This window comes from Variovorax sp. GW823-FHT04B03 (assembly GCF_058796495.1).
On record NZ_JBXAIT010000001.1, the window covers coordinates 1,429,648 to 1,446,537 of the forward strand.

A 16,890-nucleotide genomic window follows, 5' to 3' on the forward strand; every position below is an offset into this window, starting at 1 on the left:
ATGTCCGGAAGCATGTTCTACACAGGTCTGAGCGGCCTCGCGGTCGCCCGCACCGCGCTGATGACCACGGCCCACAACACCGCCAACGTGTACACGGCCGGCTACAGCCGCCAGATCGCGCAGATCGCCTCGGCCGGCGGCATTGCCAGCGGCTCGGGCTTCATCGGCTCGGGCGCCAACGTGACGACCGTGTCGCGCAGCTACGACCGCTACCTCACGGCGCAGCTGGCCACCGCGCAGTCGCAGTCGGCCGCGCTGGCCACCAACGGCGTGCAGGTCAACCGCATCGACCAGCTGCTGGCCGACAAGACCTCGGGCATCGCGCCGCTGATGCAGAGCTTCTTCACCAGCGTGCAGGGCGTGGCCAACACGCCGGCCGACCCGGCCGCGCGCCAGCAGATGATCAGCGCGGCGCAGTCGCTGGCCAGCAAGTTCCGCGCGACCGACCAGTACCTGTCGGACCTGAACACCTCGGTCAACGAGCAGATCGTGGGCAGCGTGAGCCAGATCAACACCTATGCCGCCAAGATCGCCAGCCTGAACCAGCAGATCAGCCAGATGAGCGCGGTGGCCGGCGGCCAGGCACCCAACGACCTGCTCGACCAGCGCGACCAGCTCGTGAGCGAGCTGAGCCAGGTGGTCGACGTGCGCGTGCTGCAGCAGGACGACGGCAAGTACAACGTGTTCATCGCCACCGGCCAGTCGCTGGTGGTGGGCGACCACGCCTCGAAGATGGCGGCGGTGACGTCGTCGGCCGACCCCACGCGCCAGGTGGTGGCGCTGTCGGGCTTTGCCGGCAACACCGTCGAACTGGACGACAGCGCCTTCACCGGCGGCGTGCTCGGCGGCCTCATGGCCTTCCGCAAGGACACGCTGATCCCCACGCAGAACGCCATCGGCCGGCTGGCCATGTCGGTGGCCGACGCGGTGAACGCGCAGCACAAGTTGGGCGTGGACCTGAACGGCGCGCTGGGCCAGAACTTCTTCTCGCAGGCCGTGCCGGGCACGATCGCCAATGCAAGCAACGCCGGCAACCTCGAGCTGGGCGCCACGCTGACCGATGCGTCCAAGCTCACCACGAGCGACTACAACGTGAGCGTGACCGACGTGGGGGGCACGCTCACCTACACGGTCACGCGGCTCTCGGACAAGACGCCGATGGGCAGCTTCACCACCTTCCCGATCAGCTTCGACGGCGTGAGCCTCACGGCCGCGAGCGGCACGGCGCAGGCCGGCGATTCGTTCCTGGTGCAGCCCACGCGCACCGGCGTGCGCGACCTCGAGGTGCTGGTGCGCGACCCGGCCAAGGTGGCCGCCGCCTCGCCCGTGATCACCGGCAACACCGCGGGCAACAAGGGCAGCGGCGCACTGGGCGCGGCCACCGTCGATGCCGCCTACCCGGGCTCGCCGCTGGCCGGCAACGTCACGCTGAGCTTCAACGCGGGCACCGGCACGCTGTCGGGCTTTCCGGCCGGCTCGGCGGTGACCGTCACGCGCGCCGACGGCACCGCCACCAGCTACCCGGCCGGCACGCCCGTGCCCTACACGGCCGGCGCGAAGATGAGCTTCGACGGCATCACCGTGGCCATGACCGGCGCGCCCGCGCAGGGCGACACCTTCACCATCGGCAAGAACACCGGCGGTGTCTCCGACGGCGGCAATGCGCTGCTGCTGGGCGCGCTGCAGCGCAAGACCACGATGTCGAACGGCACCGCGACCTTCAACGGCGCCTACTCGCAGCTGGTGAGCGACGTCGGCAACCGCGCCATGTCGATCAAGGTGGCCGCCGTCACGCAGGACAGCGTGACCGGCCAGATCAAGGCCAGCCAGCGCGCGATTTCCGGCGTGGTGCAGGACGAGGAAACCGGCAACCTGCTGATGTTCCAGCAGATGTACCAGGCCAACGCCAAGGTGATCCAGACCGCGTCGGCCATGTTCGACGCCATCCTCGGCATCCGCAGCTGATCGTTCACCTCCGCACAGATTCCAGGACCCGCGATGCGCATCAGCACCCAATCCTTCTACGAACAGAGCCTGCAGTCGATGGGCCTGCAGCAGCAGAAGCTGTTCAAGGTCCAGCAGCAGCTGGCGACCAACTCCAAGTTCCTGACGGCCGGCGACGACCCGGTGGGCGCGGCGCGCGCGCTGGGCGTGAGCCAGACGCTGGCGGAGGGCGCCCAGTTCACCACCAGCCGCCAGCGCGCGGCGCTGGCGCTGTCGACCGAAGAGAACGCGCTCAATTCGGTGACGGCCATCTTGCAGAACGTGAAGACGCTGGTCGTGCAGGCCGGCGGCGGCGGCCTCTCGGACGCCGACCGCGCCTCGCTCGCCACGGCCATCCAGAGCAGCCTGGAGCAGCTGGTGGGCGTGGCCAACAGCGACAACGGCAGCGGCCAGTACCTGTTCGCCGGCTTCAAGAGCGGCAGCCCGCCCTTCGTGATGGCTGCCGGCGGCGGCGTGCAGTACGTGGGCGACCAGGGCGAGCGGCTGATGCAGATCGACGTGGCGCGCCAGATGTCGACCTCGGACGACGGCCGCAGCATCTTCCAGTCGGTGCAAGGCGGTGCGGGCTATGTGACCTCGGGCTCACCTGCCAACACCGGCTCGGGCGTGTTCGGCGCGGTGAGCATCACCGACGCCACCGCACCGAACTACGGCAAGGATTTCACCATCCGCTTCACCGGCACCGACTACACGGTGATGACCAAGGACACGCCGCCCGTGGTGGCCGCGAGCGGCCCGTTCACCGCCGGCACCCCGATCTCGTTCGGCGGCGTGCAGATCGCCATCAGCGGCACGCCGGCCACCGGCGACAGCTTCGACGTGTCGACCGCACAGAACGCCGGCACCGACATCTTCGCGGCCCTGGGTGAGCTGGTGACGGCGTTGCGCGCACCGCTGAACGGCGGCGGCGCGGCGGCCCAGGCGCAGTTGCGCAACGCCTTGAGCACCGCCAACGTGAAGGTCACGAACGCGCACGACAACGTGCTCACCGTGCTGTCGTCGGTGGGCTCGCGCCAGGTCGAGCTGCAGGCGCTCGACAGCGCCGGCGCGATGAACAAGCTGCAGGAAGAAAGCTACCTGTCGTCGATCGAGGACCTCGATCCGTACACGGCGATTTCCGAGTTCTACCAGCGGCAGTCGTCGCTGCAGGCGACGCAGATGACGTTTGCCAAGTTGAACAGCATTTCGCTTTTCAACTACCTGTGAGGGTGGGGTGGCCAGCGGCTGCGTGCTGGCCACTGGAGGAGGAAGCCCATCGTCGCGATGGGCGCGGGCAGAATGCGTCGGCTGGCTGCCGTCGATCGTCCGCCTGGCAGCCGCGCACCACACCCACCTTCCTCGGAGAATCGATCCATGGCCGACCGTGCATATGGGGCACCGGCACCTGCGACCCGGACCACGCTGGCTGGAGAGCGCTGGTACGGGAAAGACATCGACCGGCAAACCTACACCGCCGTCCTGTTCAGCGATCTGGACATGACGGAGGCCAGAAACACCGGGTCGGTGTTCACCGACTGCACCTTCCGGAGCGCGCGCTTCAATGCGTCGGTCCACACGGATGCGGCTTTCGTCAATTGCACGTTTGTCGCCTGCAAGTTCTTCGATGCCAGCTTCATCGATTGCAAGTTCATCGGCAGCATGTTCGATGGCTGCATGTTCGAGGTGATGAAAGCGGTCGGCGGCGACTGGTCGTTTGCCGGCCTTCCGGGGGCCGACTTGCGCAAGGCGTCGTTCCATGGCACACGGATGCGAGAGGTCGACCTCACGGGCGCACGATGCGACGGCGGCGTGCTTCGCGATGTCGATCTGTCGGGGGCCTGGCTGCACAGCGCCAACTTCTCGCGGTGCGACCTGCGTGGCAGTGACCTGAGCGCACTCGAACCGCAGCACGTACAGCTCCAGGGCGCAGTCATCACCGCCGTGCAAGCCTTGACCATCGCCGAGGCGCTGGGAATGGACGTCAGGCCGGAGGAATAGAAACGAGACAGCGCGGGTGCGATGAACACGAGGCAGGAAGCAAGCTGCCTGCCGTTGGCGTGGGATTGCTTCTCCACTTGCGTCTTGCGAGGCGGGCCACCGGTTCCCGTGGCCTCCCACAAAAGCGGTATTTCGTTTGCGAATCGGCCGGCTAGATTCAGGCGCCATCCTGGAGGAGAAAAGCATGCCGATCGTTCGCACCCTGGCCCTGAGCGTCTTCCTGCTGGGCACGGCCTTGCCCGCCCTGGCTGCGAACGACGGCACCGACAGCCATTGCGTCATCGGCAAGGACAGCACGCTTTTCAACCAATGCAACTACAGCGTCGACGTCGGCTTCTGCGTCGAGAACCCGCGGCAGACCAAGCACTTCTTCGACAGCTCCGAGGCCTTCCAGTGTCCCAACGGCGGACTCAGCACGCTGGGCCCCGGCAAGAAGGAGGGCAACCTCCTTCACGGCACCGTGCACTGGTGGGCCTGCTCGACCAAGCACCGGGGCACGGGCCGCTGGCGGTACGTGGAGGGGCGAGGCTACCGGGGGTACTGCTTCTCCGAGAAAGAGGCGAAGACCGCAAATCCGGCGCCCTCCCAGCGAACGCGCGCCTCCTCGGAAGAATGCAAGGCGCTGCAGCAACGCGCCACGCAGGCCTCGGGCCCTGGTGCGGACCGCGTCCACAACTACACGATGATCGAGTACCTCGATCGCAGCTGCGGCAACCTGACACCCGAAGACCGTGCGGCCACGCGCAAGGTCTATCAGCAGGAGTACGTGCGGCTCGTCTCCGAATGCAGGCATTCGGGCGCCAGGAACTGCGACTCGGCCGCCATGCCGAACGAGGCCGCGGCGCCGGAACGCCCGACGGTCCAGGCGGGCGGCGTTCCCGCGGCGAGAGCATCCTCGCGCAGCGAACCCTCCGTGGACATGCTGATGTCGCGCTGCTCGGACGCCCTGCGGACCGCCATCGATACCTTCTACCAATCGGAGGTGGAGGCCGACCGCTACTACCGCCGCACGCACACCGGGTCGCGCGAGCGCGTGCAGGGCTGGATGACGGAAAAAGCCAGGGTCGAATACGCCGCAGGCGCGCTGGCCGTTCCGCCCCAGTCGCTGGCCGAGTACCACGCCGGGGCCCTGCAGGAGGCGGCGAGCCGGACCCGGCCGATGGGCAATGGCCTGCACGATCCCCATCGCGAACAGGCGCTCCTGCGGGCCTGCTACATGAAGGCCCGCCTCGACAGCCGCTAGAGGCCCCTGCGGGAGCGTCCTGTTCAGGCGCGGATGTGAAGGGGCGCGAACGACTTCACCAGGTCGTCCAACGCCTTCAGCTGCGTGAGGAAGGGCTCCAACTGGTCCAGCGGCAGGGCGCTGGGGCCGTCGCACTTGGCCTGTGCCGGGTCGGGATGCGCTTCGAGAAAGAGGCCCGCCAGGCCCACCGCCAGGCCCGCACGCGCCAGCTCGGCCACCTGCTCGCGCCGCCCGCCGGAGGCGATGGCGTTGGCCTCGCGCTGCTGTAGGGCATGGGTCACATCGAAGATGACCGGCAGGTTCCCGGTGACCTTCTTCATGGTGCCGAAGCCGAGCATGTCCACCACCAGGTTGTCGTAGCCGAAGCAGGTGCCGCGGTCGCACAGGATGACGGAGGAATTCCCCGCCTCCTTGAGCTTCTCCACGATGTTGAGCACCTGCGTCGGGCTCAGGAACTGGGGCTTCTTGACGTTGATGACCTTGCCGGTTTGGGCGAGCGCGACGACCAGGTCGGTCTGGCGGGCGAGAAACGCAGGCAGCTGCAGGACGTCGACCACTTCGGCGACGGGTTTCGCCTGCCAGGGCTCGTGCACGTCGGTGAGAACGGGCACGCCGAACGCCGCCTTCACGGCCTCGAAGATCTTCAGGCCCTCTTCCAGGCCGGGGCCCCGGTAGGAATGGATGGACGAGCGATTGGCCTTGTCGAAACTCGCCTTGAAGACATAGGGAATGCCGAGCTTCTGCGTGACCCGCACGTACTCTTCCGCGGCACGCAGGGCCATGTCTTTCGACTCGAGGACGTTCACGCCGCCGAACAGGACAAAGCCCTTGCTGTTGCTGACGTGGATGGCGGGGGTGATGGCGACGGTGGTCAAGGCGAGCTCCTCTGAAGTGTCTGTTGCCCGCATTCTCGCGGTTCGGCTTCTGGCCCAGAATGGGCCCCTGGCCACGCCAGCGACGTTGAACCCGAACCCCGCCATGCAACCTCAGCTCCGAACCTCCCGTCTCGTCCTGCGCCCGTTCGATCCTGACGACGCCGATGACGTGCAACGCATCGCAGGCGATGTGCGCGTCGCCGAGCCGACCGCGCACGTGCCTCACCCCTATCCGGATGGCGTGGCCAGCGAATGGATCGCCTCGCACGCTCCCGCCTTCCGCGCGGGAACCGACGTCATCTATGCCGTGACCAGCGCCGACACGGGCGAGCTGCTGGGCGCGGTGCAGCTGGCCCACATGTCCACGCTGCATCGTCGCGCCGAGCTGGGCTATTGGGTCGCCTTTGCGCATTGGTCGAGCGGCATCTGCTCCGAAGCGGTCGGCGCCGTGATCCGCTACGCACACGGCGAGCTCGGCATCAGCCGCATCGTGTGCAGCTGCCTGCCGCGCAACATCGGCTCCGAGCGCGTCATGCAGAAGGCCGGGTTCCTTCCGGAGGGGCGCCTGGTGAAGCACGTGAACCACCGGGGCGTCTTCGAGGACATGCTGATCTACGGCCTGAACCTGCCTGGCCGATAGGGGCGGTGCACGAAAGCGACGCGGGGCCGGTGCGCCGTGATCCGCGTTAGGCTGCAGCGAACGCCATGAAAGTACTTTTCCCCAATCCCTTCGGCCGCGCGCCAGCCTCCGCGCAGGCGGTCGACGCGCTGCAGCGCCGCCTCGGTTTCTCGAACGCCTACGCCACCTTCCTGCGAATCCAGAACGGCTTCTCGCTGTACGAGATGGAACAGGCAGGCGACATCGCGGCCTATGTGCAGCCAGACGGCACGGCGAGCAGCGCGTCGCACGCCAACTTCCGGGTGCTCAACAGCTTCGGCGCCTCGGACCCGCACTGCGACCTGGAGACTCTGCAGGCCGAGAGCCTGCTGGCCGACTGGTTTCTGGACATCGGCAGCGACCCCGCGGGCAACCCGTTCGTGGAGGTGCTGCACGGCCGGCACAAGGGCCGGATCGCCAGCCTCGACCACGACCTCTTTGCAGGCAAGCTGGACACGCAGGAATTTCTGGCCGACATGGAGCTGGCCCACCTCCCATCGCTCAGCCTGGACGCGCAGGCCGATGCGCTGTGCGACGAGGCGCAGGGCCTGGTGTGGTTCCACGCCAGCGGCATGCAATCCTTCCTGGACCATTGCATCCACTGCGACGACGATTTCTGGGGCTTCGTGGTGGACGAACGCACGCCCTGACGCAGTCGGCTCAGTTTCTCGCCACGCTCCTGAACGCCGCAGACAGGGCGTCCACGGCCTCGCGCGCCCGACCCTCCCGGACCCGGGAGTGCAGCAGGACCGGCAGGCGCGGCAGGTCGGGCAGACCCAGCTTGGGGCCCACGTCGACGCAGCCCAGGGGCAGCATGCGCGGCGCCAACGCAGCGACGCCCAGTCCGGCCACCACCGCCGCCGCCACGGCTGCGACGCCGCCCCCCACAAACACCTCGGTCCACGGGATGCCGGCCGTGTCCAGGAGCTGCTCCGCCAGCGCGCGCACGCCGCAGGGCTGCGCCATCGTGGCCAGCGGCAGGGGCTCACCCACGCGGTGCTGCCAGCCTGCGGCAGCGAACCAGCCGAAGCGCTCCTGCGTCAGAAGCTTTCCGTCCGTGCGTCCCGCATGCAGCCGGACGATGACCGTGTCGAGTTCGCGTCGGTCGTAGCTCTGGAGCAGGTCGCCCGACGAACCGATCCGGATATCGATCAGCAGCTGCGCGTCTTGCGCGTTCATGCGGGCGATCAGCGCGGGCAACTCCGGGCCTGCCACGTGGTCGCTGATGCCGATGGTCAGCCGCTGGCGGGCGCTGGCAAAGGCCGCCAGCGTGCGATCGTGGACCGCCAGGAGTTCCCGGGCATGTCCCAGGAAGGCGGCACCGCGCGCCGACAGTTCCACGTGCCGCGGTGTGCGCTCCAGGAGCCGGCAGCCCAACCTGTCTTCCAGGCGTTTCAGCTTCAGGCTGATCCCTGCCTGCGTGGTCTGCATGACTTCTGCGGCGCGCGTGAAGCTGCCCAGTTCGGTGATGCGAACGAAGGCCTGAACGGCGTCGAGATCCAGCGGGCGATCAGTCATGACAAAAGATTGTTATTGAGATAAGTATCAATAGCAAATCCGAATACATAACATCCGCTGTTCCAAGATGACCGGAGTAGCGATGCCCACCATTCACATCTCGATGCGCGCGGGAAAGCCCGAGGCCTACCGGCAGGCGATCTTCGACAGCCTCTATCGCGCACTGCGCGACACGTTGAACGTGCCGCAAGACGACCAGTTCATGACGATCACCGAGCACGAGGCCGCCAACTTCCGATATGGAGGCGCCTTCGGCGTCGCGCGCAGCGACGATCTCCTGTACATCCAGATCACCGTTTTCAACACGCGCACCGCGCAGCAGAAGAAGGCGCTGTTCCAGCGCATCGCGCAGCTGCTGGCCGAGAGCCCGGGGATACGGCCGGAGGACGTCTTTGTGACCATTGCCGATGCCCCCAAGGAGAACTGGTCCGTCGGGCATGGGCTGGCGCAATTTGCCTGAGGAATGGCTCCTTCAGCCTCCAAAAGAAAGCCTGCATCCATCGCGCGATTCCAGAAAACTGGTGGACGGAATTTGAAAGAGGCCGGCTTCCTCTTCCCGACCGGACGCTTGCTGACAACGCCACAGACCGCGCGCCTACTTGGCCAGGAGCGACGCAATCGCCGGCCCGGCCAGGCCAGGCCGATGGTGGCACCCAGTGCATCGGCGTGGCCATTGGGACTGTTCATCTCGACATACTCTGCCGGCGTGCCTTGCGCCTTGAGGATCTCCACGGCGCGTTGGGACAGGAGCGGCGGAAAGATCTGGTCCGAGCTGATGCCCACGAACAGCGACCTGGCCTTGATGCGTTCTGGCTTGGCGCTGGGCAGCTGCAAGGCCTTCAGCGTGTACAGCCAGCTGTTGGCGTCCATGCCCTTGGCACGCGCTTCGCCGATCTTCTCGAGGGTGGCATCGACCGCAAACTGGTTCGCGGCCGCTTCGCCGGGGTTCTTGCCCGGGTCGGCCCACTTCTGGCCGAAGGCCTTGTCGGCCCAGGCGAAGCTGAGCGCGTCGAGCGTGACCAGCCGCATGGCCTGCGTCATGCCTGCCAGCGGCTCGGCCTTGCCGTGGTAGTCGCCGTGGGCCCAGTTCGGGTCCAGCCGCACGGCCGCGCCCCACGAGCTCATCTTGGCGATGGCGTAGGCCGGGCTGTCGACGCCAGGACCCACGATGGACACCAGGCGTTGCACGCGCTCCGGATAGGCCGAGGCCCATTCCACCGACATCCAGGCGCCGGCCGACGCGCCCGCCACGGCGTAAAGGGTTCGAATGCCCAACGCATCGAGCAGGGCCTTCTGCACCTCCACCGTGTCCCGCGCCGCCAGCACCGGGAAGCGCGGGCCATACGGTTTGCCGGTGGCGGCGTCGATGCTGGCGGGGCCGGTGCTGACGACGGTGGCCGATGCGCGATTGGGGTTGGACAACGCGTCGGTTGCGATGACGAAGAACCGATCGGTGTCGATCGGCAGGCCGGCGCCGATGATCGTGTCCCAGTAACCCGGCGCGGCGTCGCTCGCTGCATACCGGCCGGCGGCGTGCGAGGTGCCGGTGATGAAGTGATTGATGAGGATCACGTTGTCTCGCGCTGCATTCAGGCGGCCATAGGTTTCATAGCCGATGCGCACGCCCTTGATGACCTGGCCGTTCACGGTCGTGTAGGTGGGCAGGTTGAACACCTGCTTTTCCACGATGCCGTCGAAGGCCTGTGCGTTCGTCGTGACGAGGGCTGCACAGACGGCGGCCGCGGCGCAAAGCAGCGTGTTCGAAAGAGAAGAAGATCGTTGCATGGGGACTCCCGGGTGGTGAGGCCCGCACTGTCGGCGGCCGCAGCCGGGCGCGCATCCGGTTTGGCGCCCAAACGTCCAACCGAGGGTGCCAACGGTCGTGAGGCGGCATCGAGCGGTCGCCGTTCGGGCCCCTCAAACGACGGCTCGAGGACAAACTCGCCCCCACGGGCCCTCGATCGGTGGCGGCATGGCGTGCCAACCTCTACAGTGACGCGATGCATGCAGCCGACTGCCATCCGTGATCCGCGTTGATTCACCCATTCCCGCCCGCTGGCTGGGCGCAGCGCGGCTGACGGCCAGTTCGTTCCTGCTGTGCGCGATCGCGGCCGGGCTGCTCTTCTGGGCCGCTCCTGCACTCGAAACGCCGGCGCGTCTGTTCGTCTTCGTCGAATGTGTCGGCATGGTGTTCATCGCGTGCGTCGCGGTGCTGGGCCGCTTTGGACGACTGCGGCGAATGCAGGCGCTGCCCCGTTGGCTTCTGACCGGCGCGATCGCCATCCCGACGGGGTACTTCGGCGGTCACCTGGTCGCGCTCCTGATATTGGACGAACCGATCGGCCGCGTCGTGGGTCATGACCGCGACTACATGGTGGCCTTCGCCTTCGGCCTGGTGCTGGCCATGTTCGTCCTCTACGTCGCTGCGACGCGTGACCAGCTTGCCAAGGAGGCGGTCGCCCGATCCGACGCCCAGCGCCTGGCCACCGAATCGGAACTGCGGCTGCTGCGCGCGCAGCTCGAGCCCCACATGCTGTTCAACACGCTGGCGACTCTGCGCTCGCTTGTCGACGAAGACCCGCGACAGGCCGAGCGCATGATCGACCAGCTGATCGTCTACCTGCGCAGCACGCATGCAGCGTCTCGCGACGAGGTGACGACGCTGCAGTCGGAGTTCGCCCAGCTGAGGGCGTACCTCGACATCATGTCCTTGCGCATGGGCCCCAGGCTGGCCTACCGGCTCGACTTGCCCGCCGAGCTGGAGCGGATCGCCATCCCGCCGATGCTGTTGCAGCCGCTGGTCGAGAACGCCATCAGGCACGGCCTGGAGCCGAAGTTGGGCGCAGGGGGCGTCGAAGTGCTGGCGCGTTCGATCGAGGGCGGCATCGAGGTCGCTGTGGACGATTCCGGTCTGGGCTTGTCGCCGCACCTGCCCGCTTCGGGTGGCGACGAGGTCTGCGGGGCCGGACTGAAAAATGTGCGTGACCGCCTCCAGACCCGCTATGGCTTGCGTGCGTCCCTGTCTCTGCAGGCCCGATCGCCGTGCGGCGTGCGCGCGGTCGTGAGGATTCCATCGTGAGTGCGTGGCGCGGCGTGATTGCCGAAGACGAGCCGGTGCTGTCGAGAACGCTGCAGCGCTTGTTGCACGAAGCCTGGCCCGAGCTGGAGATCGTGGGCGTTGCCGACGATGGCCTGAAGGCGATCGAACTGGCCCAGACCCTGGCGCCCGATGTGATGTTCCTGGACATCAAGATGCCGGGCAAGACAGGCCTGGAAGTCGCCGAGGCCGTCGCTGACGAGTGGCCCGACGACCAGGCCGAACCGCTCTTCGTCTTCATCACCGCGTACGACAACTTCGCGATCTCGGCGTTCGAGCATGCGGCGATGGACTACATGCTCAAGCCGGCGACGCTCGAACGCCTGCAGGTCTGCGTGCAACGCCTGAAGCACAGGTTGCACGAGCGCGCCCGGACCCCGGCTGCCGGTGGCATGGCGGCCCTGATGGAGCGCGTGCAGTCGATCACCGATCCGGCGGATGCGCCCGAAAAGATCAAGGTCATCCGTGCCGGCGTCGGCAACACCGTGCGGATGATTCCGGTCTCGGAGGTGATCTGCCTGGAAGCCGCCGAGAAGTACGTCAATGTCGTCACGGCCCAGGGCGAGGCGTTGGTGCGCATGAGCCTGCGCGATCTGGTATCGCGCATCGACGCCACCGACTTCACGCAGGTGCATCGCGGCGTGCTCGTCAACATCCACAGCATCGTGAGCGCCACCCGTGACGAGAGCGGGCGCTACAGCCTGTCCGTGCGGGGCCTGGCGCGATCGCTCAAGGTCAGCCGCGCGTTCGGGCACCTGTTTCGCGCGATGTAGCGGCAGCAGGCTTGTTGATGGCCAGGGCCGGGGTCATCGTCTCGGGGCGCGCAGCCTCGCAATGCCGAAGCCCAATGCCACGGCGACACACAAGAATGCCAGCACGGCCAGCCAGGTGGATTGGGTGAAGTAATAGGCGCCCAAGGCCGCACCCGCCGCCACGAAGGCGCCCAGCCATTCCAGGGCGGGGTCGAGCCAGCTCTTCGCAGCGTGCGCCTTGGGTTCCGCGAACGCGCGATCGTGTTCGTCGATCTGCTGTAGGGTCGGCGGTCTGCGGGCCTTCCGTTGTCGCGGGTCGGGGAAGTGTTCTCGCAACGCCGGCGTGGGCCAGGCGCCATCGCTGGATGACGCGAGGCCGCTCAATGTCCAGACCGGGTCCGCGTCGTGCCTCGCAAGATCCGACATCAGGCTTTCGAGCGCCTTGCTGTCGTGGAGACCGTCGATGTCCCCAAGATCGGCGCGCAGCCATGGCTCGGCGTCGGCCGCATCTGGCAAGCCGGAGGTGCGCAACAGGAGGTAGTCCCCGAAGTGCTGCGCAATCAGTGCTTCAAACGACGCGTAGATCGGGCGGTAGCGTTCTCCGACGGCGCCGAGGATCGCTTCACGCCGTGTCGCCAGCCGCGCAACTGCCGCGGCCTTGTCAATGACGAGGTAGGGGTAGGTCGCGTCGGCGCCGAAATCCTCGATGCATTCCTCGCGGTCGACGGCCGAGGCTTCGTCGTCGATGTCGTATTCGTCGAGGAAGCGCGCGTACCGTATGTCGCTGGGGCTGAAGAGGGCCCGCCAGAACAGCGGGAAGAACGCGTTGGCCTCCAGCTCCGTGCCATGGCCGAAGAAACTGCGCCATTCGTTGCGGCTGCCTTCCGGCATCCGGGGCAGGGAGGAGCTGGACAGATAAATGGGGTGTGACATGCGCGACCTTCCGTGTTGCGGCCGGAATCATCTTAGTGGGAGCGGCGCGCCATCCCGTGACCCTGCTGTCCTTCAAACCAGCCGACTGGCCGCAAGCAGCCCTTCACCCCTCAGCGCCGCAACCCCTGCGTGAACCGCAGCATGTTCGAAAGTGACTCCGCAAACCGCGGCTCCAGGAACGCCGCCAGGTGCGGCATCAGCAGCTGCAGCATCACCAGCCCCGCCAGCAGCGTGAGCGGAAAACCCACCGCGAAGATGCTGAACTGCGGCGACGCGCGGTTCAGGATGCCCATGGCGAGGTTGAGCGTGAGCAGCGCGGTGATCAGCGGCAGCGCCAGCAGCAGGCCGCTCGCGAAGATGTCGCCGCCCGCGAGCACCAGGAACATCCAGCCGCCGGCCGCCAGCGGTGCGTCGGCGATGGGCAGCGTGTGAAAGCTCGCGGCCAGCGCCTCCAGCATGAGCAGGTGGCCGTCCAGCGCCATGAAGATCAGCATCGCCAGCATGTTCAGCAACCGCGACACCACCATCGTGCTGCCGTGGCTCATCGGGTCGAAGAAGGACGCGAACGACAAACCCATCTGCAGGCCGATGTACTCGCCCGCGGCCAGCACGGCCGTGAAGATGAGGCGCATCGAGAAGCCCATGGCGGCGCCGATCAGCACCTGCTGCACGATGATCCAGAGGCCGCCTGCCGACACCACGGGCACCGCCGGCAGCGGGCCGAGCGTGGGCGAGATCACCAGTGTGAGCACGGCGGCGATGCCCACCTTCACCTGCCGCGTGGCCCAGGGCTCGCCGAACACCGGCGCCGTGGAGACCATGGCCAGCATGCGAACGAAGGGCCAGAGGAAGGCCACCAGCCAGGCCTCGAGCTGGCCCGAGGTGACGGAGAAAACCGAGGGCGTCACGCCAGCATCTGCGGGATGCTGGCGAACAGGGCACGCATGTAGTCGAGCATGCGGTCGAGCATCCACGGCCCGGCGATGACCAGCGTCGCGAACACCGCGAGCAGCTTGGGAATGAAGGACAGCGTGGCTTCGTTGATCTGCGTGGCCGCCTGGAAGATGCTGACCACCAGGCCGATCACCAGCGCCACCAGCAGCAGCGGCGCACCCAGCAGCAGCGAGATTTCCATGGCCCGGTGGCCCATGGTCATGACGGATTCGGGCGTCATAAGTAGAAGCTCTGCGAGAGCGCACCGATCAGCAGCTGCCAGCCGTCGGCCAGCACGAACAGCATGAGCTTGAAGGGCAGCGCGATGGACGCGGGCGGCACCATCATCATGCCCATCGACATCAGCACGCTCGCCACCACGAGGTCGATGATGAGAAAGGGAATGAAGATGGTGAAGCCGATCTGGAACGCCGTCTTCAGCTCGCTGATGACGAAGGCCGGCAGCAGGATGCGCAGCGGCACGTCTTCGGGCCCCTGCATCTCGGGCGCCTTGGCGAGCCGCGCGAACAGCGCCAGGTCGGTCTCGCGCGTCTGCCTGAGCATGAAGGTCTTGAAGGGCGCGATGCCGCGCTCCAGCGCTTTTTCGGCGCTGAGCTTGCTTTCCGAGAACGGCACGTAGGCCTCGGTGTAGGCCTTGTCGAACACCGGCGACATCACGAAGAAGGTGAGGAACAGCGACAACCCCACCAGGATCTGGTTGGGCGGCGAGGTCTGCGTGCCGATGGCGGTGCGCAGCAGGCCCAGCACGATGAGGATGCGCGTGAAGCTGGTCATCGACAGCAGCAGCGCGGGCAGGAAGGTGAGCGAGGTGAGCAGCACCAGCGTCTGCACGCTCAGCGACCAGGTCTGGCTGCCGCCGGGGCCCGGCGTGCTCGTGAGGCCGGGCAGGCCTTGGGTCCATGCGACGGCGGGCAGCGTGGCAGCGAGCAGCAGCAGGGCGGTGCGCAGGCCGCGGTGCAGGGCAGGGCGCGTCATGGCGCGGTGCGCGCCTTGCCCGCGAGGGAGTCGCGCAGCTTCTGGGCGAACAGGCCCACCGGGTTCTGTGGCGACATGGGTGTGACTGCCGCAGGCGTTGCCTGGGCCGGCAGCGTGTGCAGCGTGCGGACCTGGCTGCTGGTGACGCCCAGCACCAGCCACTGGCCGGCCACGTCCACCACGACCACGCGCTCGCGCGGGCCGACCATGGCGGTGGACACCACCTTCACCACCTGGCCGCCGCCCAGCCGCTGCAGGCCGAAGCGCCGCGCCAGCCACGCGCACAGGAAGATCAGGCCGACGACCGCCGCCATGCCGAAGCCCGCCTGCAGCAGGCCCGCGCCGCCGACCGCAGCGGGCGGCGCGGCTTCGCGCACCGGCGTGGGCACGGTGGGCAGCGCCGCATGCGCTGCATGAAAGCCCAGTGCGAGCAGCGCGGTGCCCCGCGCGAGCAGCGAAGACACCCGCGCCAGGTTCATGCGCGCGCGAGCTTCTGCATGCGCTCGGAGGGCGTGACGATGTCGGTCAGGCGGATGCCGTACTTCTCGTTCACCACCACCACCTCGCCTTGAGCAATGAGGTAGCCGTTGATCAGCACGTCCAGCGGTTGTCCGGCCAGGCCGTCGAGCTCCACCACCGAGCCCTGCGACAGCTGCAGCAGGTTCTTGATGGTGATGCGTGTGCGGCCGATCTCGGCGGTGAGCTGCACCGGCACGTCGAGCACGCGTGCGATGTCCACGGGCGTGGCGGACGATGCAGCCGGTGCATCCTGGATCTGCTGGAAGACCTGCGCCGTTGCGGGAGCCACGGCCGGGTCGGGCGCGGGCGCGCTCGCCGCGGTCTGCTCGGCCAGTGCGCTGGCCCAGTCGTCCGCGTCGCTGGCGGCAGAGGTGTTGTCAGTCATGGTCGTTCTTCGAATCGCTGTCTTGGTGGGAGATCATGTGTTGCACGCGCAGGGCGTAGCGCTCGTTGGAGGTGCCGTAGCCGCAGGCCATCACGGGCACGCCGCCGACCTTGGCGACCACCGTCGCCGGCAGCTCGATGGGAATCACGTCGCCCACGCGCAGCTTCATCACCTCGCCCAGCGTCGAGGGCATGGTCACGAAGTCGGCGGTGAGCTCGACGTCGGCGGCCTGCATCTGGCGCGACATCTGCGTGACCCAGCGCTTGTCGACCTCGACCTCGTCCTGGATCGGGTTGGACAGCAGGTCGCGGATCGGCTCGATCATCGAGTAGGGCAGGCACACATGCAAAAAGCCGCCGATGGGGCCGAACTCGATCTGCAGCGTGGTGTTGATCACCACCTCGTTGGGCGCCACGATGTTGGCGAGCTTGCCGTGCATCTCGGCGCGCACGTAGTCGAAGGCCAGCGGAAACACCGGCTGCCACGCGTCGCCGTAGCACTGCAGCGACAGGTCGAGCAGGCGCTTGATGATGCGCTGCTCGGTGCGCGTGAAGTCGCGGCCTTCCACGCGCACGTGGTAGCGCCCGTCGCTGCCGAACAGGTTGTCCACCACGAGGAACACCAGCTTCGGGTCGAACACGAAGAGGGCGGTGCCGCGCAGCGGCTTCATGTGGACCATGTTGATGTTCGCGGGCACCGGCAGGTGCCGCACGAACTCGCCGAACTGCTGAATCTGCACCGGCCCCACCGAGATGTCGGGGCTGCGACGCATGAAGTTCAGCAGCGCGCTGCGCAGGCCGCGCGCAAAGCGGTCGTTGATGACCTCCAGCGTGTGCATGCGGTTGCGCACCACGCGGTCGGGCGCACCGAGGTCGTAGGCCGGCAGGCCGTCGGGCGGCGGCGCGGGCGCGGCGGCCTGGTCGAGGTCGCCGCCGGTGACGCCCTGCAGCAGCGCATCGACCTCGTCCTGGGAGAGCACCTGTTCATACGCCATGGATCG

At 67.4% G+C, this 16,890-nt stretch carries 18 protein-coding genes and 1 pseudogene; 9 read left to right on the forward strand and 10 right to left on the reverse strand.

The window, feature by feature from the left end; translation table 11 throughout:
* Positions 1 to 12 precede the first annotated feature (12 nt).
* The 4 genes from flgK (at position 13) to AC1RAD_RS06585 (ending at position 5,224) form a co-directional block, all read left to right on the forward strand.
* Complete coding sequence (gene flgK / locus AC1RAD_RS06570) at positions 13 to 1,965, forward strand: flagellar hook-associated protein FlgK (protein WP_492734234.1); 1,953 nt, start codon at positions 13 to 15, stop codon at positions 1,963 to 1,965.
* A 33-nt stretch (positions 1,966 to 1,998) separates the two neighbouring features.
* On the forward strand, positions 1,999 to 3,210 hold the full coding sequence (gene flgL / locus AC1RAD_RS06575; RefSeq protein WP_492734235.1) for a flagellar hook-associated protein FlgL: 1,212 nt from the start codon (positions 1,999 to 2,001) through the stop codon (positions 3,208 to 3,210).
* Positions 3,211 to 3,357: 147 nt separating this feature from the next.
* Positions 3,358 to 3,981 carry a pentapeptide repeat-containing protein gene (locus AC1RAD_RS06580; protein WP_492734236.1) on the forward strand — a complete coding sequence of 208 codons (624 nt, stop codon included), beginning with the start codon at positions 3,358 to 3,360 and terminating at the stop codon, positions 3,979 to 3,981.
* Between the two features lie 184 nt (positions 3,982 to 4,165).
* Entirely contained in the window at positions 4,166 to 5,224 is a 1,059-nt protein-coding gene (locus AC1RAD_RS06585; RefSeq protein WP_492734237.1) for a hypothetical protein, read from the forward strand.
* Between the two features lie 23 nt (positions 5,225 to 5,247).
* Here AC1RAD_RS06585 and kdsA read toward each other — a convergent pair whose 3' ends face one another.
* On the reverse strand, positions 5,248 to 6,099 hold the full coding sequence (kdsA, locus tag AC1RAD_RS06590; protein WP_492734238.1) for a 3-deoxy-8-phosphooctulonate synthase: 852 nt from the start codon (positions 6,097 to 6,099) through the stop codon (positions 5,248 to 5,250).
* A gap of 103 nt (positions 6,100 to 6,202) precedes the next feature.
* On the opposite strand from kdsA, the gene AC1RAD_RS06595 reads away from it, so the two are divergent.
* Both AC1RAD_RS06595 and AC1RAD_RS06600 read left to right on the forward strand, forming a co-directional pair.
* Complete coding sequence (locus AC1RAD_RS06595) at positions 6,203 to 6,739, forward strand: GNAT family N-acetyltransferase (protein WP_492734239.1); 537 nt, start codon at positions 6,203 to 6,205, stop codon at positions 6,737 to 6,739.
* Between the two features lie 65 nt (positions 6,740 to 6,804).
* Positions 6,805 to 7,407: an SMI1/KNR4 family protein gene (locus AC1RAD_RS06600; RefSeq protein ID WP_492734240.1), complete on the forward strand. Its 603-nt coding sequence runs from the start codon at positions 6,805 to 6,807 to the stop codon at positions 7,405 to 7,407.
* Positions 7,408 to 7,417: 10 nt separating this feature from the next.
* Here the strand turns inward: AC1RAD_RS06600 and AC1RAD_RS06605 are convergent, their stop codons facing one another.
* Positions 7,418 to 8,275 carry a LysR family transcriptional regulator gene (locus AC1RAD_RS06605; RefSeq protein ID WP_307694665.1) on the reverse strand — a complete coding sequence of 286 codons (858 nt, stop codon included), beginning with the start codon at positions 8,273 to 8,275 and terminating at the stop codon, positions 7,418 to 7,420.
* Positions 8,276 to 8,357: 82 nt separating this feature from the next.
* On the opposite strand from AC1RAD_RS06605, the gene AC1RAD_RS06610 reads away from it, so the two are divergent.
* Positions 8,358 to 8,735 (forward strand): tautomerase family protein, encoded by a 378-nt coding sequence (locus AC1RAD_RS06610; RefSeq protein WP_492685877.1) that lies wholly within the window; start codon positions 8,358 to 8,360, stop codon positions 8,733 to 8,735.
* A gap of 218 nt (positions 8,736 to 8,953) precedes the next feature.
* On the opposite strand, the pseudogene AC1RAD_RS06615 reads toward AC1RAD_RS06610, so the two are convergent.
* Positions 8,954 to 10,060: pseudogene (locus AC1RAD_RS06615) on the reverse strand (alpha/beta fold hydrolase); the annotation flags it as partial.
* Positions 10,061 to 10,298: 238 nt separating this feature from the next.
* Between AC1RAD_RS06615 and AC1RAD_RS06620 the strand changes: the two are divergent.
* The gene (locus AC1RAD_RS06620) at positions 10,299 to 11,354 is read left to right on the forward strand and encodes a sensor histidine kinase (RefSeq protein WP_492734241.1); all 1,056 of its coding nucleotides are present in this window, start codon (positions 10,299 to 10,301) and stop codon (positions 11,352 to 11,354) included.
* 14 nt (positions 11,355 to 11,368) lie between these two features.
* Complete coding sequence (locus AC1RAD_RS06625) at positions 11,369 to 12,145, forward strand: LytR/AlgR family response regulator transcription factor (RefSeq protein WP_492734242.1); 777 nt, start codon at positions 11,369 to 11,371, stop codon at positions 12,143 to 12,145.
* Between the two features lie 33 nt (positions 12,146 to 12,178).
* Here the strand turns inward: AC1RAD_RS06625 and AC1RAD_RS06630 are convergent, their stop codons facing one another.
* The 7 genes from AC1RAD_RS06630 to fliM all read right to left on the reverse strand — a co-directional run bounded on the left by AC1RAD_RS06630 (position 12,179) and on the right by fliM (position 16,884).
* Positions 12,179 to 13,057, reverse strand: a complete 879-nt coding sequence (locus tag AC1RAD_RS06630) for a hypothetical protein (RefSeq protein WP_492734243.1) — start codon at positions 13,055 to 13,057, stop codon at positions 12,179 to 12,181.
* A gap of 110 nt (positions 13,058 to 13,167) precedes the next feature.
* Positions 13,168 to 13,965: a flagellar biosynthetic protein FliR gene (fliR, locus tag AC1RAD_RS06635; RefSeq protein ID WP_492734244.1), complete on the reverse strand. Its 798-nt coding sequence runs from the start codon at positions 13,963 to 13,965 to the stop codon at positions 13,168 to 13,170.
* Positions 13,962 to 14,231, reverse strand: coding sequence for a flagellar biosynthesis protein FliQ (fliQ, locus tag AC1RAD_RS06640; protein WP_062469313.1), 270 nt, complete (start codon positions 14,229 to 14,231; stop codon positions 13,962 to 13,964). Before fliQ ends, fliR begins: the two co-directional genes overlap by 4 nt.
* Positions 14,228 to 14,986: a flagellar type III secretion system pore protein FliP gene (gene fliP, locus AC1RAD_RS06645; RefSeq protein ID WP_492734245.1), complete on the reverse strand. Its 759-nt coding sequence runs from the start codon at positions 14,984 to 14,986 to the stop codon at positions 14,228 to 14,230. The genes fliQ and fliP overlap by 4 nt, the downstream gene beginning before the upstream one ends.
* Positions 14,983 to 15,465, reverse strand: coding sequence for a flagellar biosynthetic protein FliO (fliO, locus tag AC1RAD_RS06650; protein ID WP_492734246.1), 483 nt, complete (start codon positions 15,463 to 15,465; stop codon positions 14,983 to 14,985). Before fliO ends, fliP begins: the two co-directional genes overlap by 4 nt.
* Entirely contained in the window at positions 15,462 to 15,890 is a 429-nt protein-coding gene (gene fliN, locus AC1RAD_RS06655; protein ID WP_062469325.1) for a flagellar motor switch protein FliN, read from the reverse strand. The genes fliO and fliN overlap by 4 nt, the downstream gene beginning before the upstream one ends.
* Entirely contained in the window at positions 15,883 to 16,884 is a 1,002-nt protein-coding gene (gene fliM, locus AC1RAD_RS06660) for a flagellar motor switch protein FliM (RefSeq protein ID WP_062469328.1), read from the reverse strand. The genes fliN and fliM overlap by 8 nt, the downstream gene beginning before the upstream one ends.
* Positions 16,885 to 16,890 lie beyond the last annotated feature (6 nt).

Bases quoted from the DNA above. Each gene is read 5' to 3' on its own strand.
- AC1RAD_RS06610 (WP_492685877.1), top strand. From the start codon at position 8,358: ATGCCCACCATTCACATCTCGATGCGCGCGGGAAAGCCCGAGGCCTAC.
- flgK (WP_492734234.1), top strand. From the start codon at position 13: ATGTTCTACACAGGTCTGAGCGGCCTCGCGGTCGCCCGCACCGCGCTG.
- AC1RAD_RS06595 (WP_492734239.1), top strand. From the start codon at position 6,203: ATGCAACCTCAGCTCCGAACCTCCCGTCTCGTCCTGCGCCCGTTCGAT.
- AC1RAD_RS06600 (WP_492734240.1), top strand. From the start codon at position 6,805: ATGAAAGTACTTTTCCCCAATCCCTTCGGCCGCGCGCCAGCCTCCGCG.
- fliN (WP_062469325.1), bottom strand. From the start codon at position 15,890: ATGACTGACAACACCTCTGCCGCCAGCGACGCGGACGACTGGGCCAGC.
- fliO (WP_492734246.1), bottom strand. From the start codon at position 15,465: ATGAACCTGGCGCGGGTGTCTTCGCTGCTCGCGCGGGGCACCGCGCTG.
- AC1RAD_RS06585 (WP_492734237.1), top strand. From the start codon at position 4,166: ATGCCGATCGTTCGCACCCTGGCCCTGAGCGTCTTCCTGCTGGGCACG.
- flgL (WP_492734235.1), top strand. From the start codon at position 1,999: ATGCGCATCAGCACCCAATCCTTCTACGAACAGAGCCTGCAGTCGATG.
- fliQ (WP_062469313.1), bottom strand. From the start codon at position 14,231: ATGACGCCCGAATCCGTCATGACCATGGGCCACCGGGCCATGGAAATC.
- fliP (WP_492734245.1), bottom strand. From the start codon at position 14,986: ATGACGCGCCCTGCCCTGCACCGCGGCCTGCGCACCGCCCTGCTGCTG.
- fliM (WP_062469328.1), bottom strand. From the start codon at position 16,884: ATGGCGTATGAACAGGTGCTCTCCCAGGACGAGGTCGATGCGCTGCTG.
- AC1RAD_RS06580 (WP_492734236.1), top strand. From the start codon at position 3,358: ATGGCCGACCGTGCATATGGGGCACCGGCACCTGCGACCCGGACCACG.
- AC1RAD_RS06630 (WP_492734243.1), bottom strand. From the start codon at position 13,057: ATGTCACACCCCATTTATCTGTCCAGCTCCTCCCTGCCCCGGATGCCG.
- AC1RAD_RS06605 (WP_307694665.1), bottom strand. From the start codon at position 8,275: ATGACTGATCGCCCGCTGGATCTCGACGCCGTTCAGGCCTTCGTTCGC.